Source organism: Endozoicomonas sp. PH6C (assembly GCF_059322965.1).
This window is the reverse complement of record NZ_CP185342.1, coordinates 849,542-871,943: the sequence shown is the minus strand read 5'-3', so window position 1 is coordinate 871,943 and position 22,402 is coordinate 849,542. Positions and strand designations below refer to the sequence as shown.

Genomic DNA, 22,402 nt, shown 5'->3' with positions numbered 1-22,402 from the left:
AACGCAAGGATAGAATTATTCAACACTCACTCTTTTCTGCACTGCTTTGCCTGCTAGTGCCATTGTCTGTCCTCTGTCAGGCAGAACCCTCGACAGGGCATCTAAAAATCGACCATGAGCAGGGTGCAGGATCTCAACAGAAAAACTTTGTCATGAAAAGTGGCCGCCGTAGGTTTTCGGAAAACCCGTCAGACATTAGCGAAGCAAAGGCCTACTCAGGATCAGATTTTCCACCTGATGATAATCGACATAATCCCTGCGTTTACGGGGTAAAAATCACTACCATTGAGTCGTTTTCATGGCAATGGCTCTATGCCACGAATCTGGCGCTTGCTTACGAACTGATCCCTACCATCAAAGACAAGCCCTTAAGTTACAATCCTTATTTATGGTTACCTTTAAAAGTGATTGTTGGCTGGCTTCTAGGAAGCTATTGGACCCCTGATTCACCATTGTTTAAACTGATTGAACTACAGTCGGCATCTATGCTGAGGCAGGGAGATAAGCCGTTTGTGACCATCACTACAATGTTTGGCTCCGGACATAACCCTCCACAATACCCGTCATCAGAACCATCCGGCCAACAAGCCCCAAAAGCCACGACCCATCCTTCAGGCTATTCTACCCATCCAGTGTACTCTGATTCTGGCAATGGTAACGAAGACCCTGAACAAGATTCACACACTTTAGGTTTAAATTGTTTCGTTCATCCCTGTCGTGGCTTTTGTCGATTGCGAACATCAACCGATAGCACAGAACCTAATGAATGGCCGCTGAATTCCAGAGAAAATTCGACAGACCCCACAAAAACAGCACCCGGGCAAAGCTCACACCCTCATTTGACGGATGGACACTGCTTGAGCTGCGTAAGTGGTTTTGCTTCATGGCAACCCTTTCAGCCTGAGACTCATCAACCTGATGACGCAGGAATGCCCGGAAATCTGTCTGCCACTGCTGATGACTTGATCATAATCAACGGGTTACTCAATCTACGCAGGCACCGCCCCCCCGCAGAAACCATCACTTCTTTTACGATTAAGCATTTGCCCTCTCCAATGGCGACTTCAGAAACACAACAAACAAGAGGATCATCCCAACTGAGCCGAACTCGCCTTTCCCAAACAGGCACAAAACAAGCCAGAGATCACAGCAAGCAACGAACCTGTGACGTGACCATAGTCGGGGAGAATGGCCAACAGCGTCCGTGCGGGAAGGCTTGCATGAATGCTAATTCCCTGTCGTCTCACAAAAGCAGATACCACAGCGGGCAAAAAGCCTGTGACATGATGGTGATCGGGGAGGACGATCAGGATCGACCATGCGGGAAGATCTGTATGAACACTCAAGCCCTGATAGCACACAAAAGAAAAAGCCACAACGTACTAAGAACCTGTAACAAAATCGTCTTCGGGCAGGATGGCCAACAACGGCCATGCGGGACAATCTGTAACGAAGCTCAAGCCCTGGCGGATCACAAAAAAAGATACCACAGCAGAAGACAAACCTGTGACTTAAACGTCGTCGGGCAGGATGGCCAGCTGAAGCCCTGCGGAGTAATCTGCAAGAATGCTGCAACCCTGTCGGCTCACAAAAGCACTATGCATATGGGGCAACGAGCCTGTCAACTCACAGTGGTCGGAGAGGATGGTCAGCAGCGACCATGCGGGAAAGTCTGTAAAAATGCTCGAGCTCTGAAGTATCACAGAAGAAAAGAACACACAGGGCAACAAACCTGTAGCATGACCGTGGTCGCAGAAAGTGGCCAGCAACAGCCATGCGGGAAGATCTGCAAGAGCGTTCAAGCTCTCTCAACTCACAAAAGAATAGTCCACACTGGACAACAAACCTGTGACCTGACCGTGGTCGGGAATAATGGCCAGCAGTGGCGATGCGGTACGGTTCTCAACAATGCTCAAGCACTCTGCGATCACAAACGAAGACACCACAGCGGGCAAAAAATCTGTGAAGTAACCTTGGTCGGGCAGGATGGCCAGCTTCGACCTTGCGGATCAGTCTGCAAGAATGCCAGAGCCCTGTCGTCTCACAAAAGCAGTATGCACAGGACACAAAAGACCTGTCACTTAACAGTGATCGAGGATGGACAGCCGCAGCTATGCGGGAAGCTCTTCAAGACTGCCAGAGCTCTTTCAGAACACAGAAGAAGATATCACGGCAGGCAACAAACCTGCGACAAAACCGTGGTCGGCGAGCATGGTCAGCAGCGGCCATGCGAAAAGCTCTGTAAGAATGCTGAAGCTCTGGCGAAACACAAAAAAAGAAACCACACAGGGCAACAAACCTGCGACAAAACCGTGGTCGGCGAGCATGGTCAGCAGCAGCCATGCGGAAAGCTCTTTAAGAATTCTAAAGCTCTGGCGAATCACAAAAGAATACATCGAAAACGCAAACCTGCTGATGAGGATCTGCACGATGACCTCAGTCTCCAAGAAGGTAAAGTGAGTAAGTAACCATCTGACCCCAACCCTTTCATGAAGATTTGTCCAGTTCAGCCTCTAGTTTCTGACAGAAGGTTTTTGATAGAAAAACACGCTAGTTGTCTTGATCTATCCTTCCTCTCTGTAAACCAGAATGCAAGGATAGAATTATTAGACACTTACTCTTCACTGTACTGCTGTTTCTGCTGCTGCCATTGTCTGTGCCATCTCAGGCCGAACCTTGGACAGGTCGTTTTACTGTGGACCTTGAGCAGAGTACAGGGTTTAAAAAGCAAAACTTCTTTATAAAGGATGACCGTCGTACATTTTCGGGCAACCCGTCAGAAATTATCGAAAAAAACGGCTATGCAGGACCAAACTTTCTGCATAATCATAAACCCTGCAATTATGGGGTAAAAACACCCCTCATTGAGTCGATTTCATGGCAAAGACTCTACGCCACGAATCTGTTGATTGCTTACGAACTGATCCTGACCATCAAAGACACGCCCTTAAATTCCAATGATTATTCATGGTTACCTTTTGAAGTGATTGTCAGCTGGGTTTTAATAAACTACTGGAGCCCCGATTCACCCGTGTTTAAACCGATTGAACTACAATCGGCATCTCTTTTGACACAGGAGGATCAGCCATTTGCGATCATCACCACAATGTTCGGCTTCGGACATAACTCACCACAATACCCATCACCAGAATCAACAGGCCAACAAGCCCCACAAGCCACTAACAACCCCACGGGCTATTTCACTCATCTTCTGTGTTCTGACTCTGGCAATGGTAACGAAGACCCCAAACAAGACTCACACACTTTAGGTTTAAACTGTTTCGTCAACTCTTGTCACGGCGTTTGTCAATTACGACCAGCATCGGATAGCAGCGGGCCCTCTGAATCGACGCTGAATTCTGAAAAAAATTCGACAGACGACACAGAAGCATCAGCCGGTTGCATCACTGATTTTGATTCTGTAACCGCTAGAGATTCTCAGCCCCGAACTCATCAGCCAGGCGATATGCAATTGCCCGGGATTGTGTCTGCCACCTCTGATGATTTGATTATAATCAGCGGGCTACTCAATCTGGGTAAGAGTCAAAGCCCACCTCATCTTTTCCGGACAGACAAAGTACAAAGCAAAAACAGCAGTGGGCAACGAATCTGTGACGTAACTGTCGTCGGCCAGGATGGTCAGCCTCAGCCCTGCGGGACAGTTTGCAAGAGTGTTAAAACCCTTTCGTCTCACAAAAGTGGCCTCCACAGAGGGCAACAAACCTGTCATTTAAAAGGTAAGCGCCAAATAAACCAGCGTACTGGCTGCCGCCCCCAAGATTTCTTATTCTTTGCCTGTCTTAACATTCCAGGGGAGAAGCTGTTCCAGTTTCTCAACGGTATCGGCGTAAGGCAGCTCTTTTAAAATATGGTTCAGGTAATTGAAAGGCTCCAGACCATTCACCTTTGCGCTTTCAATCAGGCTGTATAAAAGGGCACTGGCTTGCGCCCCTTTTGGCGTGTCTGCAAACATCCAGTTCTTGCGGCCAATAGCGAAGGGGCGGATGGTGTTTTCCGCTGCGGCATTACTGATATCCAGGTGGCCGTTGTCACAGTAAACGACCAGTTTTGGCCATTGGTTCAATGCATAGCTCATGGCTTGGTGCGACAGGCTGCCCGGGTCTAGCCTGGTTATGTTTTTCTCCAGCCATACATGAAAGTCGTCCAGTAGTGGCTTACTCTTTTGCTGACGCAGGATGGCTTTTTCTGATGGAGGAAGATCTCCTATTTCTTTCTCAATGGCGTAAAGCTTACCGATTTTGCCTAAAGCGACATTCGCCTTGCTAACGCGGGTGTTTTTCACCTTTTTGCCCGGTTTGGCTTCGCCCTTCCTGGCATCCAGAAATTTCCTGCGAACGTGGTCGAAGCAACCCGCCTGGGTGATGCCTTCTTGTTTGCATACAGCGTCGTAACTGGCATACCCGTCAGTTTGCAGGTAACCGCTGAACCCTTCGAACAGACGCAGGGGAACCTCCTTGCCTCTTGAGGGATCGTATTCAAACACCACCGATGTTTGTCCGGGTGGCCCACCAAGGCTGACCCACATATATTTGTCAGAGTTGATGGACTTGCTGGTTTCCTTGATCACCTGAATTCGGGTTTCGTCAGCATGGATCACCGAACCGGTCTTTTGATGATCTCTCATCAAATTGATGAGTGGCCGCAGTTCTGTAGACAGCCGAATCAAAGAGTTGGCCATCGTCGTCCGGGTGACAGAGCCACCGTATCGCTTGAGGATATTCTCTTGCCTGTACAAAGGCAGTGCGTCGCAGTACTTGGAGACAATGATCCAGGCCAGTGTGCAAACAGAGAGTGAAGATTTGGGCAGTGGGTGTTTTGGCAGCTCTGCAACTTTAATGACCCGCTTCTCCTGTCCATGCTCATCGACTTCTGGAAAGACTGCTTTCTCTTGCAGAATTTCTTTCACCTGAACCTTGGTCGGAACGATATCAAGCTCTTCACGGACTTTGACAAAGAAGGTATCAATGGCTCCGGCTTTTTCTTCTTCACTGAGTTCAGAGCGTTCCTGCACTCTGGGCAGAGACTCTGAAAATGACTTGCGCCCTGTTTTCTTTTTGCGTGGTTTTGGAGGCTCTTGCTCTGGCTGACCTTCAGCTTCGTCTTGCTCTCCGGTGCAGCCTTCCAGCTCCACCTCGTTGAAAATGTCGACCTGGCTGTTGTTTTTTTCAGTGCTTCTTCCGTACAGGCGGGATCGGGAGAGCCTCAGGTACTCTTCCAGTTGCGCAATGCGTTTTTTTTGAGAATCGATGACCTCTGACTTCTTTTGAATAATGTCGTCTTTTTCAAGAAGGGCATTTTCTTTTTCAAGAAGGGCATTTTCTTTTTCAAGAATGACACTTTCCTGCGAATGGATCGCCTCAAACAAGGCGACCATTTCAGGGTTAGTCTCAGCCTGATGAAAGGGCAAATCCAGTGCGGATTTCGGCTGAAAAATCAGAGTGTCGGCGGTCGATTTCATGGTCGCTATTTTACCATAAAACCCTGAAAAACAGGACTAAAAACAGCTCTCATAATGCCTTTTTTTATGGGGTTGCATGGCATTGAGATTGTAGCCGTCCAGCAGCCAGTTTAATTGTTTCCCGGTTAATGTAACCAGCTCTTCGTCCGGTTTGGGCCAGTGGAATTTGTCCTCAGACAGGCTCTTGTAATAAAGCACAAAACCATTATCTTCCCAGAACAGGCACTTGATTTTATTACGCTGCCGGTTGGTAAACGCATATAAATAGCCGTCAAAGGGGTTGTGCCCCAGCTCTTGTTCAACCAACACAGCAAGCCCACGAAATGACTTGCGAAAGTCAATCGGCTCCCGGTAGAGAAACACCTTTGGTAATACCTCTGACGGTCGCATAACCGGGGTGTTCATAGCATATCCCTCACCAGTTGCTCACAAAGCGACAGGTTACTTTCATCAATACCGGACACTGTTACACCACTGGGTAGGGTGATGGAGAGTGGTGTTATCCGAGAAGGCGCACCAGGTTCTGGTTGGGGTGTTACCTGGACAAAGCCAGAGTTGTTCGGGGTCGGTTTTACGCTGGGGGTTGTGTCGAGTTTACGCTTCCAGTATCCGAATTTGGATACCCTTATACCATGCTGTTGGCACCACGCACTCTGAGTCAAACCTGAATCCCGCCACGACTGAACACGCTCTAGCCATTCACTGTCTGCGGGTAATTTCTTTGACATATTGGCCTCCTTATATCGGGAGGCTAATCATTTCAAATGGGGTTTTGATTCTGAAGGGCGTGGGTTTATTTGGCGTTTACTTTAAAAGTGGTCGCGGAGGATGGTCAGCATCGGCCATGTTGGACGGTCTGGAAAAATGCTCGAGCCTTAGATTATCACAAGAGAAAAGAACACACAGAACAACAAACCTGCGACGTATCAGTGATCCGGCAGGATGGTCAGCAGAGGCCATGCGGGACGGTCTGCAACAATGCCCAAGCCCTGAACGATCACAAAAGAAGGCACCACAGCAGGCAACAAACCTGTGACGTAGCTGTCTTCGGCCAGGATGGCCAGCCGCAGCCCTGTGGGGCAGTTAGCAAGAGTGCTAAAGCCCTGACGGATCACAAAAGAAGACAACACGGCAGGCAACGAATCTGCAACATAACAGTAGTCGGGGCAAATGGTCAGCGGCGACCATGCGGGAAGGTCTTCAAAGATGCTTCAGCTCTGTCGCATCACAAAAGAAAAGAACACACAGGCCAACAAACCTGTAACTTAACCGTGGTCGGGTTGAATGGTCAGCCGCGGCTATGTGCAAAGCTCTGCAAGAACGCTAAAGCACTGTCAGATCACAAAAGAATACATCGTAAACACAAACCTGCTGATCGGGGCCTGGACGATGGCCTCGGTCATAAAGAAGGTAAAGTGAGTAAGTAACGACCCGTCTCCTGCCTTTCATCAGGTTTTACGTTTTGCAGCCTTTTATTTGTGACACTCCCCGCCTTGTCGAGGATGTCGTAAAAGCCAAAATTCAAATCCAGTAAAGCCCTTCCCTTAGCAAAGTATGATGCTTTGCTGGGTTTCTTTCCCGACTGATCCATTTTCTAGCTGATAGGCCCGAAATTGCCGAACAGGGTATCGATTAAATTGAATCCAGAAAGGAAGTGTGTTTCGTGAGTGATGGGCGTGGTAGCGAATTAACATTCTACTCGTAGTGGACAGAGCATTATCAAATAGCAGTTGGTCGGTCTGGTAGGGGCTTCTGGCATCTACCTTGTCTGGCACCGGCTGGATTTTCACTATTTCAGCAGTGATTTCTCGCTCCCGGAGGCTTGTACCTTCAGGGTATGAGCCGTAGTGACTGTCAGACCTTAAGCCTCTTTCCCGGGAAGGGCTCTTGATCGATTTTGTCACAGAGTCGGTTTGATGGTCTGCCTGAGCCTTATTTTTATTATCTGATGGATCGTTTTCCCTCAGGGGTGAAGGGTCTGTTCGCAGAGGCCGGAGTTTACCTTTTCCATCCATATCTTCGCTCCCTATTTCCTCAGACAGTGTGGGTCTACAGAACTCATTCAGCCCCATTGGATAACCGGTAGTATTTCCCAGCTTATCGGCTCTAAAACTTTACCTTAAAGAGGCGATGCAATAAGAGATAAACTACTGAAGTCTGGCAACTCAGGCTGTAAGCATTACACCGTACATAGTTGGGATTTAAGTGGCAGGGATGGCCAGATAAATGCAGGATGCACAACAATCAACTGAAAGAAAATTCAGGCATGGTCTATCAGTAACACTCTTTGTCTGGTTCATGATTCTCTCGCTGGGACCTATTACGGTGATTGGTTTCAACGAATACCGCCAGGGTAAGCAAACAATAGTTCAGACTCGTTATGAGCAGTTGAGTACCGTCAACCAGTTATTGAGTCAGCAAATTAATGATTATTTTGACTCAGTAGTGACCAACCTGTTTATCAAGGCCGGGGTGGCCCGGGATTTTCTGTCGCACCTGATCAAAAGTCACAGCGATCTCAGGAAATCAACGGAAACGTTCATTAATTCTGACGGTTACAACCAGATTCTGGATCAGTACTTCAGTGAGTTTGTGGACTTTTTACGTTACTACGATTACTCCGACCTGATTTTGGGGGATACGGAAGGTAATATTCTCTTCACCGTGAATGCCTACGACGATCTGGGCAAGAACATTTTCAATGGAACTCTTGCCAACACCTCATTTGCAAAAGCTGCACGCGAGAGTCTTGAAGATTTGGTACCTAAGTACGCTGATGTGACTGCGTATCCACCCATTGGAGACCAGAAAGTCAGTTTTTTTATTTTGCCGCTGGTGGACGAGAGAGAAAAAGCCATTGGCTTTTTGGCGGTTCAGATTCTGGCTCACAACGTTCAGAACATTTTTGAGAGTGAAAACCAGTTTAGTGATGCTCTGAAATCTTATCTCATTGGCGAGGATGGCTACATTCGCTATGGTACAGATCTGGATTCAAGCCAGTCCATGATTTTGAAAGCAGATAATATCCTGACGCAGGACTGGGTTGCTCATATTGATGCCGAAGGCGTATTCCATGAAATCCATGACCATGACAGGGACGATGAAAGTCACGGTCTTGATAGCGATGCAGAGTTGAATGAACTTTTTGGCGGAGAGCTTGATCTTTACTCAGAAGCTTCCGACAGTCATAAGGTCGATCAAAATTTTCATATCAAGAGTTACACCAATGCTTACGGCGAGAGGGTTCTGGGTACCTTTTATGCCATTGAGGTAGCTGGCACACCTATGGCTCTGATCTCTGAAGTGAGCCAGGAGGATGCTTTCGCCTCAGTTGTTCAGTTCAGAAATCGCCTGATCTATATCACAGCCATTACAGCCCTGATTGTAATTTTGATTGCTCTGGTTATTACCCGAAGGTTGGTCAGACCCATCAGAAGCATCACTGCCTGGGTCAACCGGGTTGCGTCGGGAGATTACGCTCAGGGTGCTGTGCTCAGTGGTCACAATGAAATCAGTGACCTGAGTCGCAGCTTTTCCGAGATGACGGAGAAGTTGAGGAATGTCATCAGTGATAACGATCGCAAGAGCTGGCAACAGGAAGGTCAGGCAGGCTTGAATAACTGTATGAGGGGAGAGCAGGAGTTATCAGAGGTCTGTAAAAACATCGTTTCCTACCTTGCCCGTTATCTTGATATGCAGACGGGTGCCATGTATGTCATGGATGATGAGAAGCGGTTGCAGCTGATGGCATCCTACGCCTGGAAAAAACGCCAGCAAAGCAAAAACAGTTTTGAGATTGGGGAAGGTCTGGTGGGTCAGGCAGCTATGGAGAAACAGGCCATTGAACTGACCAGCATTCCCGAAAATTACATCAAAATTGAATCGGGGTTGGGCAGTACATCTCCAAAAGTGATTATTACCGTACCACTTGTCTATGAAGGAGAAGTTAAGGGTGTTCTGGAGTTTGCCCTTATAAGGGAGCTGACGGATGAGCAGAGAGGCTTTCTGGAAGATGCCCTTGAGAGTGTCGCTATTGGCATCAATTCTGCCCAGTATCGAACTCGTGTCAATCAGCTGCTCGAAAAGACCACACGGCAATCGGAAGCCATGAAAGAGCAACAAGAAGAGTTGCGTTCTGTGAATGATGAGCTGGAAAGCCGTGCCAGAGTGCTGGAAGAATCTCAGGAAGAACTGAAAGCCCAAAGTGAGGAAATGCAGAAGTCTAACGCTGAGCTGGAGGAGAAAACCGAGCTGCTTCAACAACAGAAAGCCGAGATTGAACGCAAAAACCTGGATATTGAGCTTTCAAGAAAAACCCTGGAAGACAAGGCAAAAGAGCTGGAACAGGCCAGTAAATACAAGTCTGAGTTCCTGGCCAATATGTCCCATGAATTACGCACGCCTCTCAACTCACTGCTCCTTCTGGCGCAGATGCTCGCAGATAATGACGAAGGTAACCTGAATGAAGACCAGATAGAATCCGCGCAGGTGATTTACAGCGGTGGTAAGGAACTTCTGGATCTGATCAACGACATTCTCGATTTATCCAAGGTTGAAGCCGGTAAGATGAGTATCAACCTTGAGGATATGGATATCGAAGAGTTGTGCTCCAGTATGCGGACTCTGTTCAAACCTCTGGCTGATAACAAGGGGCTGGATTTTGCTGTGGATATTGATCCGGGCACGACCAGGGTGATTCTCTCCGATAGCCAGAGAGTTATGCAGGTTCTCAAAAACTTCCTGTCAAATGCCTTCAAGTTTACGGAGCAGGGTGGTGTCTATATTCGGGTCTTTAATTCAATCCGCAAGACAGACCATGGCAATGAAACCTATGTCGGTTTTGCGGTCAGGGATACCGGGATAGGGATCCCGAAAGAAAAGCAGGACGCCGTGTTTGAAGCATTCCAGCAAGCGGATGGCTCCACCAGCAGAAAGTACGGCGGAACCGGGTTGGGCTTGGCTATCTCACGTGAGCTGTCTTCTATGTTGGGTGGTTATATCGGCATAGAGAGCGCTGAAGGAGAAGGGACAACGTTTACTGTGTATCTGCCTGATAATGCCGTCTGCTCACTTGATGGCGGAGAAGTGATGGCTGACAGTCATTCATCCGCTACCAGTGACGGTTATCAAAAAATAGCCTCTGCTGCTGAAAAAAAAGCCAAAGCTCAACCCGCTCCTGAAGCTGAAAAAATTGCGACCAAAAAGAAGACGTCAGAGGCTGGCAAGAATATTTTGATCATTGAAGATGACCAGCACTTTTCGGATATCGTCAAACAGCTTTCCGGCAGCCATGGTTATCAATGTCTGGTGGAGGCCAGTGGTAAAGAAGGGATTCAGACAGCGATCGAAGAACAGCCTATGGCTATTATCCTTGATCTGGGCCTGCCAGATATGGATGGTGAAGAGGTGCTCAGGCAGTTGCAGAAGAATGAAGCGACAAAAAATATACCGGTGCATATCGTGTCGGGTCGTGATCCTGATGAGTCAGAGCGACAGGGCGCGGTTGGGTACCTCGTCAAGCCGGTGTCTATAGATGATCTGGAAACGGTTTTCAGCACACTTGAAACGGCTCTGTCAGAAGATATCCAACATGCCCTGCTGTTGGACAGTGATGCAGAGAGTCGATCGCACCTGGCGAAAATGCTGACAGAAAAGGGGATGAACATCGCCGGGGTCTCATCCGCTGAAGAAGCCGAAAAGTCGATGGCAGAGAATCAGTGGCAGTGTCTGGTGATGGATGTTGATTTACCCGATAGCAGTGGTCTGGAGTTTTTACAGAAACTGCAGGAAAAGATGGGCGACAATATGCCATCAATCGTCATTCATACCGATAAGAAGTTGTCGACTGAAGACCAGAAAGAGCTGCAGAAATATACCCGTGCTCTGGTTATGAAAGGAGATTACGCTTCTGAGAGGGTGATGGATGAGGTCAGTCTGTTCATCCATTCGGTTGAAAAGTCGGCTCCCGCTGAATTCAAGCCAGCAGCAGAGCCCCTGAGTAACAAATCGCTGGAAGGTCATAAAATCCTGCTGGTGGATGATGATCTTCGTAATACCTTTGCATTGTCGAAGGGCTTGCAGGGGCAGGGGCTGGAAGTGGTCATTGCTGACAATGGACAAAATGCCCTCGATAAGCTTGATGAAGAAGACGGTATTGAGCTGGTGCTGATGGACATCATGATGCCGGTGATGGATGGCTATGAAGCCATGACCAAAATGCGTGAAATTGAACGGTTTAAGAGCATGCCAGTCATTGCATTGACAGCCAAAGCCATGTCCGATGACAAGGCGAAGTGCATAGAAGCAGGAGCCAATGATTATATGACCAAGCCAGTGAATATCGACAAACTGACTGAAATGATGAAAGTCTGGTTATTTAAATGACAGAACCCGTGGATTCGGATCAGGATTTTGAACTGAAACTACTGCTAAGGGCTGTTCAGGAAAAGTATGGTTATCAGTTTGGCAGCTATGCCAGGGCATCCTTAATGCGCCGTGTCAGAAGGCACATGGAAATGTCGGGTGTTCAACACATCAGTGACTTGATTCCATTGTTTCTTCATGATGAATCTGCTTTCGCCGCTTTTGTTAAAGGTATGTCAGTGGTCGTGACAGAGATGTTCCGGAACCCTGATTTCTTCAAGTCTCTGAGGGAAAACATAGTCCCGATTCTGAAAACCTACCCGTTTATCAAAGTCTGGCATGCAGGTTGTGCCAGTGGGCAGGAAGCATACTCCATGGCTATTCTCCTCGATGAAGAGGGTCTGCTGGATCGCAGTCAGATCTATGCCACAGACTTTAACGATCAGGCATTGCGTCATGCCAAAACCGGGATCTATCCCGAAAAAGAGATGGCCCTCTACGAAGAGAACTACCAAAAAGCAGGAGGTAAGAAAGAGTTATCAGATTACTGTCACAGAGGTTATGACTCTGTGAAGTTCAATGGACGACTGACCGAGCATATTACCTTTGCTAATCATAATCTGGTCACAGATGGTGTATTCGGAGAAATGAACCTGATTCTCTGTCGAAATGTACTCATTTATTTCAATCAGGAGCTTCAGGATCGGGTACTGCAACTGCTGTTTGACAGCCTCTGTTCCAGAGGCGTGCTCTGTGTTGGCAAGCGGGAAAATATTCTCTTCAGTGCCATCGGTAATCAGCTGGAAGTAACGGACCGGGACCAGCGTATCTACAGGAAGAGTATCTGATGAACGACGGGGTTGTGGTGATCGGAGTCTCTGCCGGAGGGCTTGCGGCACTGGAATTCCTGCTCCAGAAGCTGGGAAGTCATTTTGCTTGCCCCGTTGTTATTGCCAAACACCTGGCATCAGGTGATGAAGAGGGTTTATTAAACGTTCTGGACAAAACATCACCACTGGCGGTCAGTATTGCTTATGACAAGCAGAAGATGACCGACAATCATGTTTATCTGGCTCCCGGTGGTTACCACTTGCAGATTGAGGACAGGGAAACCCTGAGTTTGAGCATGGATGAACCCGTCTGTCATTCCAGACCATCGGTGGATGTCCTCTTTCAATCCGCTGCCGATGTTTTTGCTACACAAGTGGTGGGTGTCGTATTAACTGGCGCCAATAGAGATGGTGCAGAGGGTATCAGGGCAGTTAAACAGGTCGGCGGAATAACCATTGCCCAGAGTCCGAAAACAGCCGATATGCCAGTCATGCCCAATTCAGCTATTGCAACCGGTTGTGTAGACCATGTGCTGGACTTGAGTGATATTGCTATCTGTTTAAAAGCCGAGAATTTCAAACCCGGGACTTGACTGAGTCAGGAGGGCTGTCATGGATGACAAGCCAAGAGTTAAAATTCTGGTGGTGGATGATCGTCCTGAGAATCTGCTGGCCATGAACAAGCTTCTCAAGCCGCTGGGGGCCGAGATCCATAAAGTGGACTCTGGTGAGGCGGCTTTGTCAGAAGTTCTTCACCATCATTTTGCGGTGATCCTTCTGGATGTGCAGATGCCGGGCATGGATGGTTTTGAGACGGCAACTTTGCTGCACAGCAATAAGCAAACAGCCAGTATTCCTATCATTTTTGTGACCGCCATTAACAAGGATCAGGCTTATATCAATAAAGGTTATCAGGCCGGTGCAGTTGATTATCTGCCAAAACCGATCAATCCGGATATCCTGTTGGGCAAGGTTAAGGTGTTTCTGCAATTGGAAGAACAGCGGATTGAACTTGAGCAGGTCTCCAGGGAACTTCGCTGGATCAGTCGCAAGAACAAGCTGCTGTTGGATAATGCCGGTGAAGGAATTGCCGGTCTTGATCCCGACGGCAGGATCTCCTTCATTAATCCAACCGCCTGCGCCATGCTTGAGGGAACAGAAGAAAATCTGCTGGGAAAACACATCAGTCAGTTTATCTACGACACTCAAGGAGAAGAGGCTCTGGAAAAGTGGCAAGAGTCAGAGATACGTGAGAATACCATGGTCGGTGGAGGCGTCTTTCAAACATCCGAGAGACAACTCTGGACGCTTTCCGGAAACAGCTTCGCCGCAGAATACAATATGGCGGCTATTGTTAATGACAGACAGAAAGTGCAGGGTTGCGTTCTATTATTTCAGGACATTACCGAGCGTAAAAAGCTGGAAAATCAGTTGTTGCTGATGGCGAAATACGACAGTTTGACAGGGCTGGCCAACAGGACACTGTTCAGAGAATTTTTGGGTACTTCACTGGCCAGGAGTCAGAGGCGCAATAAGAGCACCGCTGTCATGTATCTTGATCTGGATCACTTCAAGGAAATTAACGATACCCTCGGACACGATGCTGGAGATCTTTTGCTGAAAAGTGTTTCACAAAGGTTGCAGGAGTGCGTCCGTGAAGGTGATCTGGTGGCCAGATTAGGTGGGGATGAATTTGCCATTATTCTGGATGATGTGGCGGAGGCTTCGGATGCCAAACTGATTGCAGAGAAAATTCTCACCTCAATCCGGGAGCCCCATGATCTTGATGGCGAAGCCAGACACGTAGGCACCAGCATCGGAATTGCAACGTCTGAAGATACCGGCTCCGACGCCGAAGCTTTGCTTAAGGCTGCCGATCAGGCCATGTACGTGGCCAAGAAAAGCGGGCGGGATGATTATCGGCTGGCGTCTGAGCTGGACAGTGAAGAGAGGGAACAGGCAGAACAGGGCAACTAAACGACACCTGAACAGACCCGGGTGGTTCTATAGATCTAAGGCTTGGGGTCATCGACCTTTTCCAAATCAACAGGCTTGTGTCGTCTTTAATCAAGCGGCACAGCTGATTCTTTATAGTCATCTGTATCGCTAATATCTGACGGGCTGCCTGACAGCAACAGCAGTATCGCAAAGAGAGAGTGTTCAATAATTCCACCCTTGCATTCTAGTGTTAAAACCAAAGGTTGCACCGGACAAAACCTCATCAAGAACGGGTGTCAGTTCAGGGAGAGTCATTGTTATTATCCGCATCGTCATGCGTGCGTTTTCGGTGCTCTCTTTGGTGATCAAACAGCGCTTTGTCACTCTTGCAGATCTTCCCGCATGGTTGAGACTGGCCATCACTAACCACGATCACGTTACAGGTTTTATGTCCGGTGTGGGATCTGCTTTTGTGAGACAACAATGATTCGGCACTCTTGAAGACTTTTCCGCATGGCCGTGGCCGACCACCCTCTTCGACCACGTTTACGTCACAGGTTTGTTCCCCGGTGTGGTATCTGTTTTTGTGAAGCGACAGGGCCTTGGCACTATGACAGACCACACCGCATGACCGCGTCTGACGATCCTCCCCGACCACTATCAGGTTACAAATTGATAGACCTTTGACGCTTATATGTTGTGTTGCGCCTGTCCGGGTAACATTGGGTTGATTGTGATTCGAGTGGAGTGATTCAGTGGTTGTTTGTTGTGTCTCTGAATGGGCAGGGGTTAAGAAAAACTCATCTTGTTCGTGAGGATTCTGATGGCCAATTATCCTGTCAAAGACCGTAAAATCATCGGTGGAAGGCAAATTCCAGGGCGCCGGTACATCAGGATTGGGTATCCCGTTATAGGCTGCCTCTGCAATCACTGAGCCTGAGGCGACCCCGTCTGAGGCGACCCCGTCTAAGGCGACCCCGTCTAAGGCGACCCCGCCAAAAGAGAGGGAATCAATGTAAGGCTCCTGAAACGGCTGCTCAGAAGTATCTTGAAGTTGAACGTCAGACAGGTCACTCAATACAGTGTTGCCTGTCGATCGTTCTGGTGAACCCATTGTCCATTCAGCTGGCATCCTGATATCGGATGATGGTCGCAAGCGGCAAATGCCGTTACAGACCAAACAATTTAATCCCAATGTATGTTGGTTTTGCTGATAACCTCCGTTGCCATCGTCATCACCAGAGCCAGAAGGCGGTGGGCCAAGGGAAGAGCCTATATTGTATTGGCTTGTCCCTGAAGCTCTGTGACCGGATGATCCCGATGAATGGCGTTGTTGTTGGCCTTGTTCAGGAACAGGAACAACCATCATAATAATGCTCGAAAACGGCCCATCCTGACTCGTCTCCTGTTGTTTAGTTGGATTGAACAGCAGCGAATCAGGGTTCCAATAGCTTTTCAAAAGCCAACCAACAACGACCACCATTTCTGCAGGAAGCCATGAATGAGAGGTAGCGCTTATAGGGGCTACTTTGGTGGTCAGGGTCAGTTCGTAAGCAACCAGCAGGTTAGTGACGTAAGGCAACTGCCATGAGATCGACTCAACAAGGGTCGTTGCTAGCCTGTAGCTGAGCGATAAATGTCGTTTATTGCCAGTCAGAAGGAATGGCCCTCTATGGTCATTTGTGTCGACAGTCTCTGGCAGATTGCCGGGCAATGCACTCGGGTCATGCTTTATAGAGAAGCTCTGGTTTGGAGAACCTTTTTCCTGCTCAAGCGCGACAACAAAAGAATTTGTCCATGTCTCGGCCTGACAGATGAAAGACAAAAACGGTAGCAGCAACAGAGCTGCTGAAAGGAGTGAGTATTTAATAAATCTGTCCCTGCGTTGTTGTCTTCAGGTAGAAAGAATAGATCAAAAAATTAAGTGTGTTTGTCTGATAAAAGCCTTTAGTAGTCAAAGCTCGCACTGGGGAGACCTTTGTGCGCCGAAGTGGCTGTCCATCCACTCCGATCAAGGTCTTGCCAGAGTCAGAATAAAAAGGGGCAGTGAAAAAGCCTGTTTTTTTATTCAATTTGCATTTTTTGAGAGCTAAGTTTATCGTTCTTGTTCATATCAACAGGCTTGCGTTTTCGATGTGTTTTTTTGTGATCTGACAGAGATGCAGCACTCTTGCAGATCATCCAGCATGGTTGCAGCTGGCCATCTTCTCCGGTCACGGATATGTTGCAAGTTTGTTGCCCTGAGTGCTCTCTTCTTTTGTGCTCAGTCAGGTGCTGAGTACTCTTGCAAAACGTTCCGCATGGTCGCTTTTGGCCATCCTTGCCGACTGCGATTATGTTACAAATTTGTCGCCCTGAGTGCTCTCTTCTTTTGTGATCTCCCAGAGCTCTGGAGCTCGTGCAGACATTCCCGCATAGCTGCGGCAGGCCATCCTCTCCGACCAGAGTTACGTCACATATTTGTTGCCCGCTGTGGTTTCTTCTTTTGTGATCAGACAATGCTTTGGCACTCTTGCAGACCATTCCACATGGCCTTGGTTGGCCATCATCCTCGACCATGGTGAAGTCGCAAATTTTTTGTCCGCTGTGGGCGCATCTTTTATGATCCGTGAGGGCTTTCTGGTTGTTGCAGATCGTCCTGCATGGTCTTGGCAGGCCATCCTCCCCGACCAGGGGCATCTCACAGATTATTTGCCCGGTATGTTCTCTTCTTTTGTGTTCTTTCAGGGCATGAGAACTTTTCCAGACCGAGCCGCATGGCCGCTTACAGCCACCGTCTCCGACCACAGTTATGTCACAGATTTGCTGCCCGGAGTGGTATATGATTTTGTGTGATGATATGGATTGAGCATTCTTGCAGACTGTTTCGCATGCTCGAAGTTGGCCATTCTCACCGACCATTATTACGTTACAGGTTTTTTGCCCGCTGTGGACTCTGCTTTTATGAGACGACAGAGATTGAGTGTTCTTGCAGACTTTTCCGCAAGGTCGCGTCTGGCCATCCTTGCCAGCCACTGTCAAGTCACAGGTTTTTTGTCCGCTATGGATGCTTCTTTTGTGTTTCGACAAGGCCTGAGCACTCTTGCAGACCATCCCGCATGGTTTCGGCTGGCCATCTTTCCCGAACACGGTTTCGACACAGCTTAATTGCCCGGCAGGTCCAGTTGTACAGGCTGCTACTACATTCAATGGGTTTGTGGCGATCCAGTCTGAGGCGACCCCGTCTAAGGCGACCCCGTCAACAGAACTACGGGTATTGACTGAGTTGCTATCAATTTTATGTTCAGTTTGTCGTTCAAGTAATGGGCCAGCATGGCACTGGACTTGAATGTCAGGCGGATCTGTTTCGAAAGGCAGTTTATGGTCGGAATCTGCAGCGTTTACAGGATCAGAATAGTCTAAACAACTAAAACAGTATCCATCAGTCAAATGGGGGCATGAGCCTGGTTTTAATTTTGCTTCTGTGTGCACTGTCGAATTTTCTACGAAATTGTATTGACATTCTTTGGGTCCTCTGTTGTCGGATGACTGTCGTAATTTACATGCGCCATAACAGGGATAGACGAAACAATTTAAATCCAATGTATGTAAGTGTTGTTGAGGTCTTCTGCTGCCGCTGCCATAGTCGGTATTCAGTGGGCTGGTGTAAGAGCCTGTGAAGTGGTTAGTTGTCTTTGGGGATTTCTGTCCGGATGATTTTGATGGCTGGCATTCCGGTTGGTTATGTCCAGAGCCAAACATCATATTGGTGGCCGTAAAGGACTGATCCTGAAGCAGCTCTTGCTTTTCATTCGGGTTAAACGGCGTTAAACCAGGTGTCCAGCAGCTTTTTAAAAGCCAACCGACAGCGCTAACCACTTCTACAGGTATCCATGAAAAATAGGTAGAGCTTAGAGGAGCGTCTTTGATGGTCAGGATCAGTTCATAACCAACCAGCAGGTTAGTAACATAAAGCCATTGCCACGTAATCGACCCAATAAGGGGTGTTCTTACGGCGAAGCCGCTAAGTCTGTGTGGTTTTTCATAAGTTAGTGAATCGGATTCTGTGTTGGCCATATCAGATGGGTTGCAGGGCAGAGTGCGCCGGTCAGGTTTTACTGAAAAGCTCTGCTTTGGAGAACCTGTATTCTTATCAAGCTCGACAACAAAACGTCTTGTCGACGGTTCGGCCTTGCAGATGAAAGACAAAGACAGAAGTAGCGACAGCGTTACAGCAAAGATAAAGAGTTTAATCACTCTGCCCTTGCATTCAAATTCAATCATCGTCCCGATTCCACATCAACAGGCTTGCGTTTTCGATGTACCCTTTTGTGATCCGTCAGGGCTCTGGCACGGATACAGCCGCTTCCGCACGGCTGTGGCTGGCCATTCTTCCCGGCCATGGTCAAGTCACAGGTTGGTTTCGCGCTGTCGTCTGTGGTCTGTATTGCATCTGCCAGGGAAAGATGAGGCAGGTACTGATCCCATTGGGGTGGCCCTCCTGTTGTTTGTTGTGTTTCTGAAGTCCCCGTTGTTTGTGTGACAAGTGCACAGTTCATAGCGGTTTTTTCGATAACACCAAGACCACGTAGATTGAGTAAAGCATTGACTATAACCAAATCATCAGCACTGATTGGCAAATCCCCGGCTGTTGGCACATTATGATGGAGTTGTCGGCCTGTCTGCTGAATTAAGAGGCCATTCAGCGGACTCGCTGCTCTTGAATGATGATCGGAACCTGCAAATCCCATTACAGGGATAAACGAAACAGTTTAAACCCAAAGTATGCAGTTGTTGCTGAGGGCCACCGTCACTGCCGCCAGAGTCAATATAAAAGGGGTTGCTGAAAGAGCCAGTGGATTGGGGGATGGCCTGTGGGTCTTGCTGGCCGGATGATTCTGGTGGCTGATGTTGTTGTGGGGTACTTCCAGAGTTGAGCATCATAGTGATGATTGCAAGATCCCCTTTTGACAGCACAGATGCTGCCTCATGTTGTTCGAACGGCCTGAACAGAGGTGAACCGAAGATCCAATAGTTTTTTAAAAGCCAGCCAACAGTGTTAATCACTTCTACAGATAGCCATGAATAAGGAGTGGTGCCCGGAGGTGTATATTTAGCAAAATCGTCATAAACCCTCGCCCAATCGAGGGTGTCGCAAAACCCCGCAAAAGCCGGTAATCTTAGATAAAGCAGTTTTACCAGCTACCTCATGACAACAAGACGCCAAATTAAGATTAATAACGACCCTCAGCTGGATATTTTCTCAACAGCAGCTCGCAACTCTGATCAAAGCTCTTTCAAGGAGTCTGGCAATTCAGATGACCAAGCTCAAACAAGACGTTTTGTTGCTCCAGACGCAAACTCCATTACCCTTGGCAATACAAGCTTAAAAGAGCATCTTGAGTTAACCGACCAGAAAGCACCATTCACTGTCGCTAGTCTTCTTGATGAACAGGAAAATGGGTCAGTCGGGAAAGAAACCCAGCAAAGCATCATACTTTGCTAAGGGAAGGCTTTACTGGATTTGAATTTTGGCTTTTACGACATCCTCTAAAAGTACGGGGCTTTCCGCTCATTCAGGTAAATCATAGAGAGGATTTAGTCAGCAAGCGATCACCTCGACACGGTGTCATCGCCTCTGACCTGTTTAATACTCTGGCAGCCATTCAGGTTTTTCTGGGCAAAACAGCTGAAGCAGAAAAAACCATTCAACAAGGCTTTGATTTTGAACCTGACAGTACCATTTACAGCCTTCAGGATGCCCGGCACGATCTCGAAATAACTGATGAACGTGTGCTTCAGGACTTCCCTCCCAAGTCACCCTGAAGCTTCTTGTCCAATCAATAAATTGTCTTGACCAGCCAGACCATGATGCTGGCCATGCTGTAAAAAGAGCAGGTTAACAGAGCAACTTCCTGAAGGGACAGCCGATCATTCGAAACTTCCATAATGCTTACCTCGTACTTCATAATCGCTATTCAACATTACACTTCTCAGTGTAGCGATCAGAATCGGCGCCCAAATGGCCAGCAAAACTTCAGAAGCCTGATGCTAACAGGTGTCCAGTCTGTTTCGATCCTGTTAGTCTCCATAAGCAGGAATAGATGAACGGTCTTTTGATAGTCCAGACAAACTGACTGGCTGTTTTTCGCCAGAAAAGTGTCAGGCTCCCAGATAAGCCTTCTGGACAGCGTCGTCCGCCAACAGTTCATCACTGTTACCCTGCAGCACGATACGACCGTTTTCCAGAACATAACCCCGGTCTGCCAGTCTCAGAGCCTGATTAGCATTCTGCTCCACCAGAAAAACCGTAACGCCCTCTTCCCGGAGGCGTTCAATAATTTCAAAAATTTGCTGGATAACAATCGGAGCCAGCCCCAGACTGGGCTCATCCAGTAACAGCAAATCAGGGCTGCTCATCAAGGCCCTGGCGATCGCCAGCATCTGCTGCTCTCCTCCGGACATGGTGCCACCTCTCTGGTACAGCCTCTCTTTCAGACGGGGGAAAAGCTCCAGTACAAATTCATAGTTTTTTCGGAAAGGCTCGCCATCCACAAAAAAACCGCCCATAGTCAGATTTTCTTCGACGGTCAGTCTGGAAAAAATTCTCCGCCCTTCTGGCACAACAGCAATGCCTGAGCGCATGATTTCGGAGGTAGGACGACCCGCTAACTCTTTCCCCTTGTAGAGTATGGAGCCAGATTCGGCCCTGGGTTCACCACAAATGGTCATCAGCAATGAAGACTTGCCAGCACCATTGGCACCTATCAGAGTGACAATCTCACCTGCCGAGATATCTACGCTGACGGCATCCAGAGCCTGGATCTTTCCATAGAAGGTAGACACATTTCGAATGCTGAGAAGTGGTTCAGGTGCTGACATACTGCTACTGCCCTTTATTTATTCTGATTGTTCTTTATTCTGACTGTCTTGAGGTGTCATCGAAGATACCAGAAACACATTCGCAAGACAGCCCGAAGACTCATACTCTGACCGGGACTATTACTACTGGAAGCTAATAGTAATTTGTGACTATCCTTCCCCCAGATAAGCCTTGATCACTTCAGGGTTGTTGCGAATATCTTCTGGTACGCCTGAAGCCAGAGGACGCCCCTGGTTAATGACATAAATCCGGTCAGAAATATCCATAACCAGCTTCATATCATGTTCAATCAGAAGCACAGTAACACCATGATCCCGTCGCAAATCAGAAATCAGCTCATCCAGCTCTGCTGTCTCATTGGGGTTGAGACCAGCGGCTGGTTCATCCAGCATCAATAACTCGGGCTGAGTCACCATACAACGGGCAATTTCCAGTCTGCGTTGCTGTCCATAAGCCAGGTTACCCGCTTCACGATTGGCAAACCCGGTCAGACCAACTTTATCCAGCCAGAGCTCAGCCCTTGCCATCGCTTGTTCTTCACTACGCCGATAATCCGAGGTCTTAAACAACCCTGCCAACAACCTTGTATTCAGATGTCGGTGCTGGGCAACCAAAAGATTTTCCAGCACGCTCATGCCCTTAAACAGACGCACATTCTGAAAGGTTCTCACAACACCGAGCCGGGCTATTTTATAACCCGGCATCTTTTCGATAGCCTGACCTTTATATTGAACAGAGCCACCAGTCGCCTTATAAAAGCCCGTAAGACAGTTAAAAACGGTCGTTTTTCCGGCACCATTGGGCCCAATCATGGAAACAATTTCACCCGGACAGATTTTCAGCGCCATCTGATCCACAGCCAGCAGTCCGCCAAAGCGCATACTCAGATCAGAAACGTCCAGTAAACATTCACTCATTCTGATTCCTCCG

20 protein-coding genes are annotated in these 22,402 nt (G+C 48.1%); 9 read left to right on the top strand and 11 right to left on the bottom strand.

Annotation, left to right across the window (positions count from 1 at the left end; all coding sequences use genetic code 11):
• The first annotated feature begins 152 nt into the window (after nucleotides 1-152).
• On the top strand, nucleotides 153-2,468 hold the full coding sequence (locus tag ACOMG9_RS03735; protein ID WP_494529782.1) for a hypothetical protein: 2,316 nt from the start codon (nucleotides 153-155) through the stop codon (nucleotides 2,466-2,468).
• A gap of 227 nt (nucleotides 2,469-2,695) precedes the next feature.
• Nucleotides 2,696-3,865 (top strand): hypothetical protein, encoded by a 1,170-nt coding sequence (locus tag ACOMG9_RS03730; protein WP_494529781.1) that lies wholly within the window; start codon nucleotides 2,696-2,698, stop codon nucleotides 3,863-3,865.
• Here ACOMG9_RS03730 and tnpC read toward each other — a convergent pair.
• Genes tnpC through tnpA form a run of 3 tightly spaced genes read right to left on the bottom strand, consistent with a single transcriptional unit; the run spans nucleotide 3,785 to nucleotide 6,207 of the window.
• Complete coding sequence (tnpC, locus tag ACOMG9_RS03725; RefSeq protein WP_494529122.1) at nucleotides 3,785-5,479, bottom strand: IS66 family transposase; 1,695 nt, start codon at nucleotides 5,477-5,479, stop codon at nucleotides 3,785-3,787. The genes ACOMG9_RS03730 and tnpC overlap by 81 nt on opposite strands.
• Nucleotides 5,480-5,515: 36 nt before the next feature.
• Nucleotides 5,516-5,884: an IS66 family insertion sequence element accessory protein TnpB gene (gene tnpB / locus ACOMG9_RS03720; RefSeq protein ID WP_448215654.1), complete on the bottom strand. Its 369-nt coding sequence runs from the start codon at nucleotides 5,882-5,884 to the stop codon at nucleotides 5,516-5,518.
• Nucleotides 5,881-6,207, bottom strand: a complete 327-nt coding sequence (gene tnpA / locus ACOMG9_RS03715) for an IS66 family insertion sequence element accessory protein TnpA (RefSeq protein ID WP_448215653.1) — start codon at nucleotides 6,205-6,207, stop codon at nucleotides 5,881-5,883. The genes tnpB and tnpA overlap by 4 nt, the downstream gene beginning before the upstream one ends.
• 69 nt (nucleotides 6,208-6,276) lie before the next feature.
• Between tnpA and ACOMG9_RS03710 the strand changes: the two genes are divergently transcribed.
• Nucleotides 6,277-6,906, top strand: coding sequence for a C2H2-type zinc finger protein (locus ACOMG9_RS03710; RefSeq protein WP_494529780.1), 630 nt, complete (start codon nucleotides 6,277-6,279; stop codon nucleotides 6,904-6,906).
• Nucleotides 6,907-7,023: 117 nt separating this feature from the next.
• Here the strand turns inward: ACOMG9_RS03710 and ACOMG9_RS03705 are convergent, their stop codons facing one another.
• Nucleotides 7,024-7,494, bottom strand: coding sequence for a hypothetical protein (locus ACOMG9_RS03705; protein WP_448215817.1), 471 nt, complete (start codon nucleotides 7,492-7,494; stop codon nucleotides 7,024-7,026).
• 211 nt (nucleotides 7,495-7,705) lie between these two features.
• Here ACOMG9_RS03705 and ACOMG9_RS03700 point away from each other — a divergent pair, with 211 nt between their 5' ends.
• From ACOMG9_RS03700 to ACOMG9_RS03685, 4 genes are read left to right on the top strand one after another with little or no spacing between them, the layout of a single operon-like run.
• Nucleotides 7,706-11,863, top strand: coding sequence for a response regulator (locus tag ACOMG9_RS03700; protein WP_494529779.1), 4,158 nt, complete (start codon nucleotides 7,706-7,708; stop codon nucleotides 11,861-11,863).
• Nucleotides 11,860-12,690, top strand: a complete 831-nt coding sequence (locus tag ACOMG9_RS03695; RefSeq protein WP_494529778.1) for a CheR family methyltransferase — start codon at nucleotides 11,860-11,862, stop codon at nucleotides 12,688-12,690. Before ACOMG9_RS03700 ends, ACOMG9_RS03695 begins: the two co-directional genes overlap by 4 nt.
• Complete coding sequence (locus ACOMG9_RS03690; RefSeq protein WP_448215814.1) at nucleotides 12,690-13,265, top strand: chemotaxis protein CheB; 576 nt, start codon at nucleotides 12,690-12,692, stop codon at nucleotides 13,263-13,265. Before ACOMG9_RS03695 ends, ACOMG9_RS03690 begins: the two co-directional genes overlap by 1 nt.
• Before the next feature lie 19 nt (nucleotides 13,266-13,284).
• Complete coding sequence (locus ACOMG9_RS03685; RefSeq protein ID WP_448215813.1) at nucleotides 13,285-14,649, top strand: two-component system response regulator; 1,365 nt, start codon at nucleotides 13,285-13,287, stop codon at nucleotides 14,647-14,649.
• 262 nt (nucleotides 14,650-14,911) lie between these two features.
• On the opposite strand, the gene ACOMG9_RS03680 is transcribed toward ACOMG9_RS03685, so the two are convergent.
• From ACOMG9_RS03680 to ACOMG9_RS03665, 4 genes are all read right to left on the bottom strand, one after another.
• A complete protein-coding gene (locus tag ACOMG9_RS03680) occupies nucleotides 14,912-16,450 on the bottom strand; it encodes a hypothetical protein (RefSeq protein ID WP_494529777.1) in 1,539 nt (512 codons plus the stop codon).
• A 224-nt stretch (nucleotides 16,451-16,674) separates the two neighbouring features.
• Entirely contained in the window at nucleotides 16,675-18,873 is a 2,199-nt protein-coding gene (locus ACOMG9_RS03675; protein ID WP_494529776.1) for a hypothetical protein, read from the bottom strand.
• Nucleotides 18,870-19,229 carry a hypothetical protein gene (locus ACOMG9_RS03670; RefSeq protein WP_494529775.1) on the bottom strand — a complete coding sequence of 120 codons (360 nt, stop codon included), beginning with the start codon at nucleotides 19,227-19,229 and terminating at the stop codon, nucleotides 18,870-18,872. The genes ACOMG9_RS03675 and ACOMG9_RS03670 overlap by 4 nt, the downstream gene beginning before the upstream one ends.
• Nucleotides 19,230-19,248: 19 nt before the next feature.
• Entirely contained in the window at nucleotides 19,249-19,656 is a 408-nt protein-coding gene (locus ACOMG9_RS03665; RefSeq protein WP_494529774.1) for a hypothetical protein, read from the bottom strand.
• 142 nt (nucleotides 19,657-19,798) lie between these two features.
• Here ACOMG9_RS03665 and ACOMG9_RS03660 point away from each other — a divergent pair, with 142 nt between their 5' ends.
• Nucleotides 19,799-20,095 (top strand): hypothetical protein, encoded by a 297-nt coding sequence (locus ACOMG9_RS03660; protein WP_448215808.1) that lies wholly within the window; start codon nucleotides 19,799-19,801, stop codon nucleotides 20,093-20,095.
• Nucleotides 20,089-20,415 (top strand): hypothetical protein, encoded by a 327-nt coding sequence (locus ACOMG9_RS03655; RefSeq protein WP_448215807.1) that lies wholly within the window; start codon nucleotides 20,089-20,091, stop codon nucleotides 20,413-20,415. Before ACOMG9_RS03660 ends, ACOMG9_RS03655 begins: the two co-directional genes overlap by 7 nt.
• A 14-nt stretch (nucleotides 20,416-20,429) precedes the next feature.
• Here ACOMG9_RS03655 and ACOMG9_RS03650 read toward each other — a convergent pair whose 3' ends face one another.
• The 3 genes from ACOMG9_RS03650 to livG all read right to left on the bottom strand — a co-directional run bounded on the left by ACOMG9_RS03650 (nucleotide 20,430) and on the right by livG (nucleotide 22,389).
• On the bottom strand, nucleotides 20,430-20,558 hold the full coding sequence (locus ACOMG9_RS03650) for a hypothetical protein (RefSeq protein ID WP_448215806.1): 129 nt from the start codon (nucleotides 20,556-20,558) through the stop codon (nucleotides 20,430-20,432).
• 193 nt (nucleotides 20,559-20,751) lie between these two features.
• Nucleotides 20,752-21,471, bottom strand: a complete 720-nt coding sequence (locus ACOMG9_RS03645; protein WP_448215805.1) for an ABC transporter ATP-binding protein — start codon at nucleotides 21,469-21,471, stop codon at nucleotides 20,752-20,754.
• Between the two features lie 150 nt (nucleotides 21,472-21,621).
• A complete protein-coding gene (livG, locus tag ACOMG9_RS03640) occupies nucleotides 21,622-22,389 on the bottom strand; it encodes a high-affinity branched-chain amino acid ABC transporter ATP-binding protein LivG (protein ID WP_494529773.1) in 768 nt (255 codons plus the stop codon).
• Nucleotides 22,390-22,402: the final 13 nt, after the last annotated feature.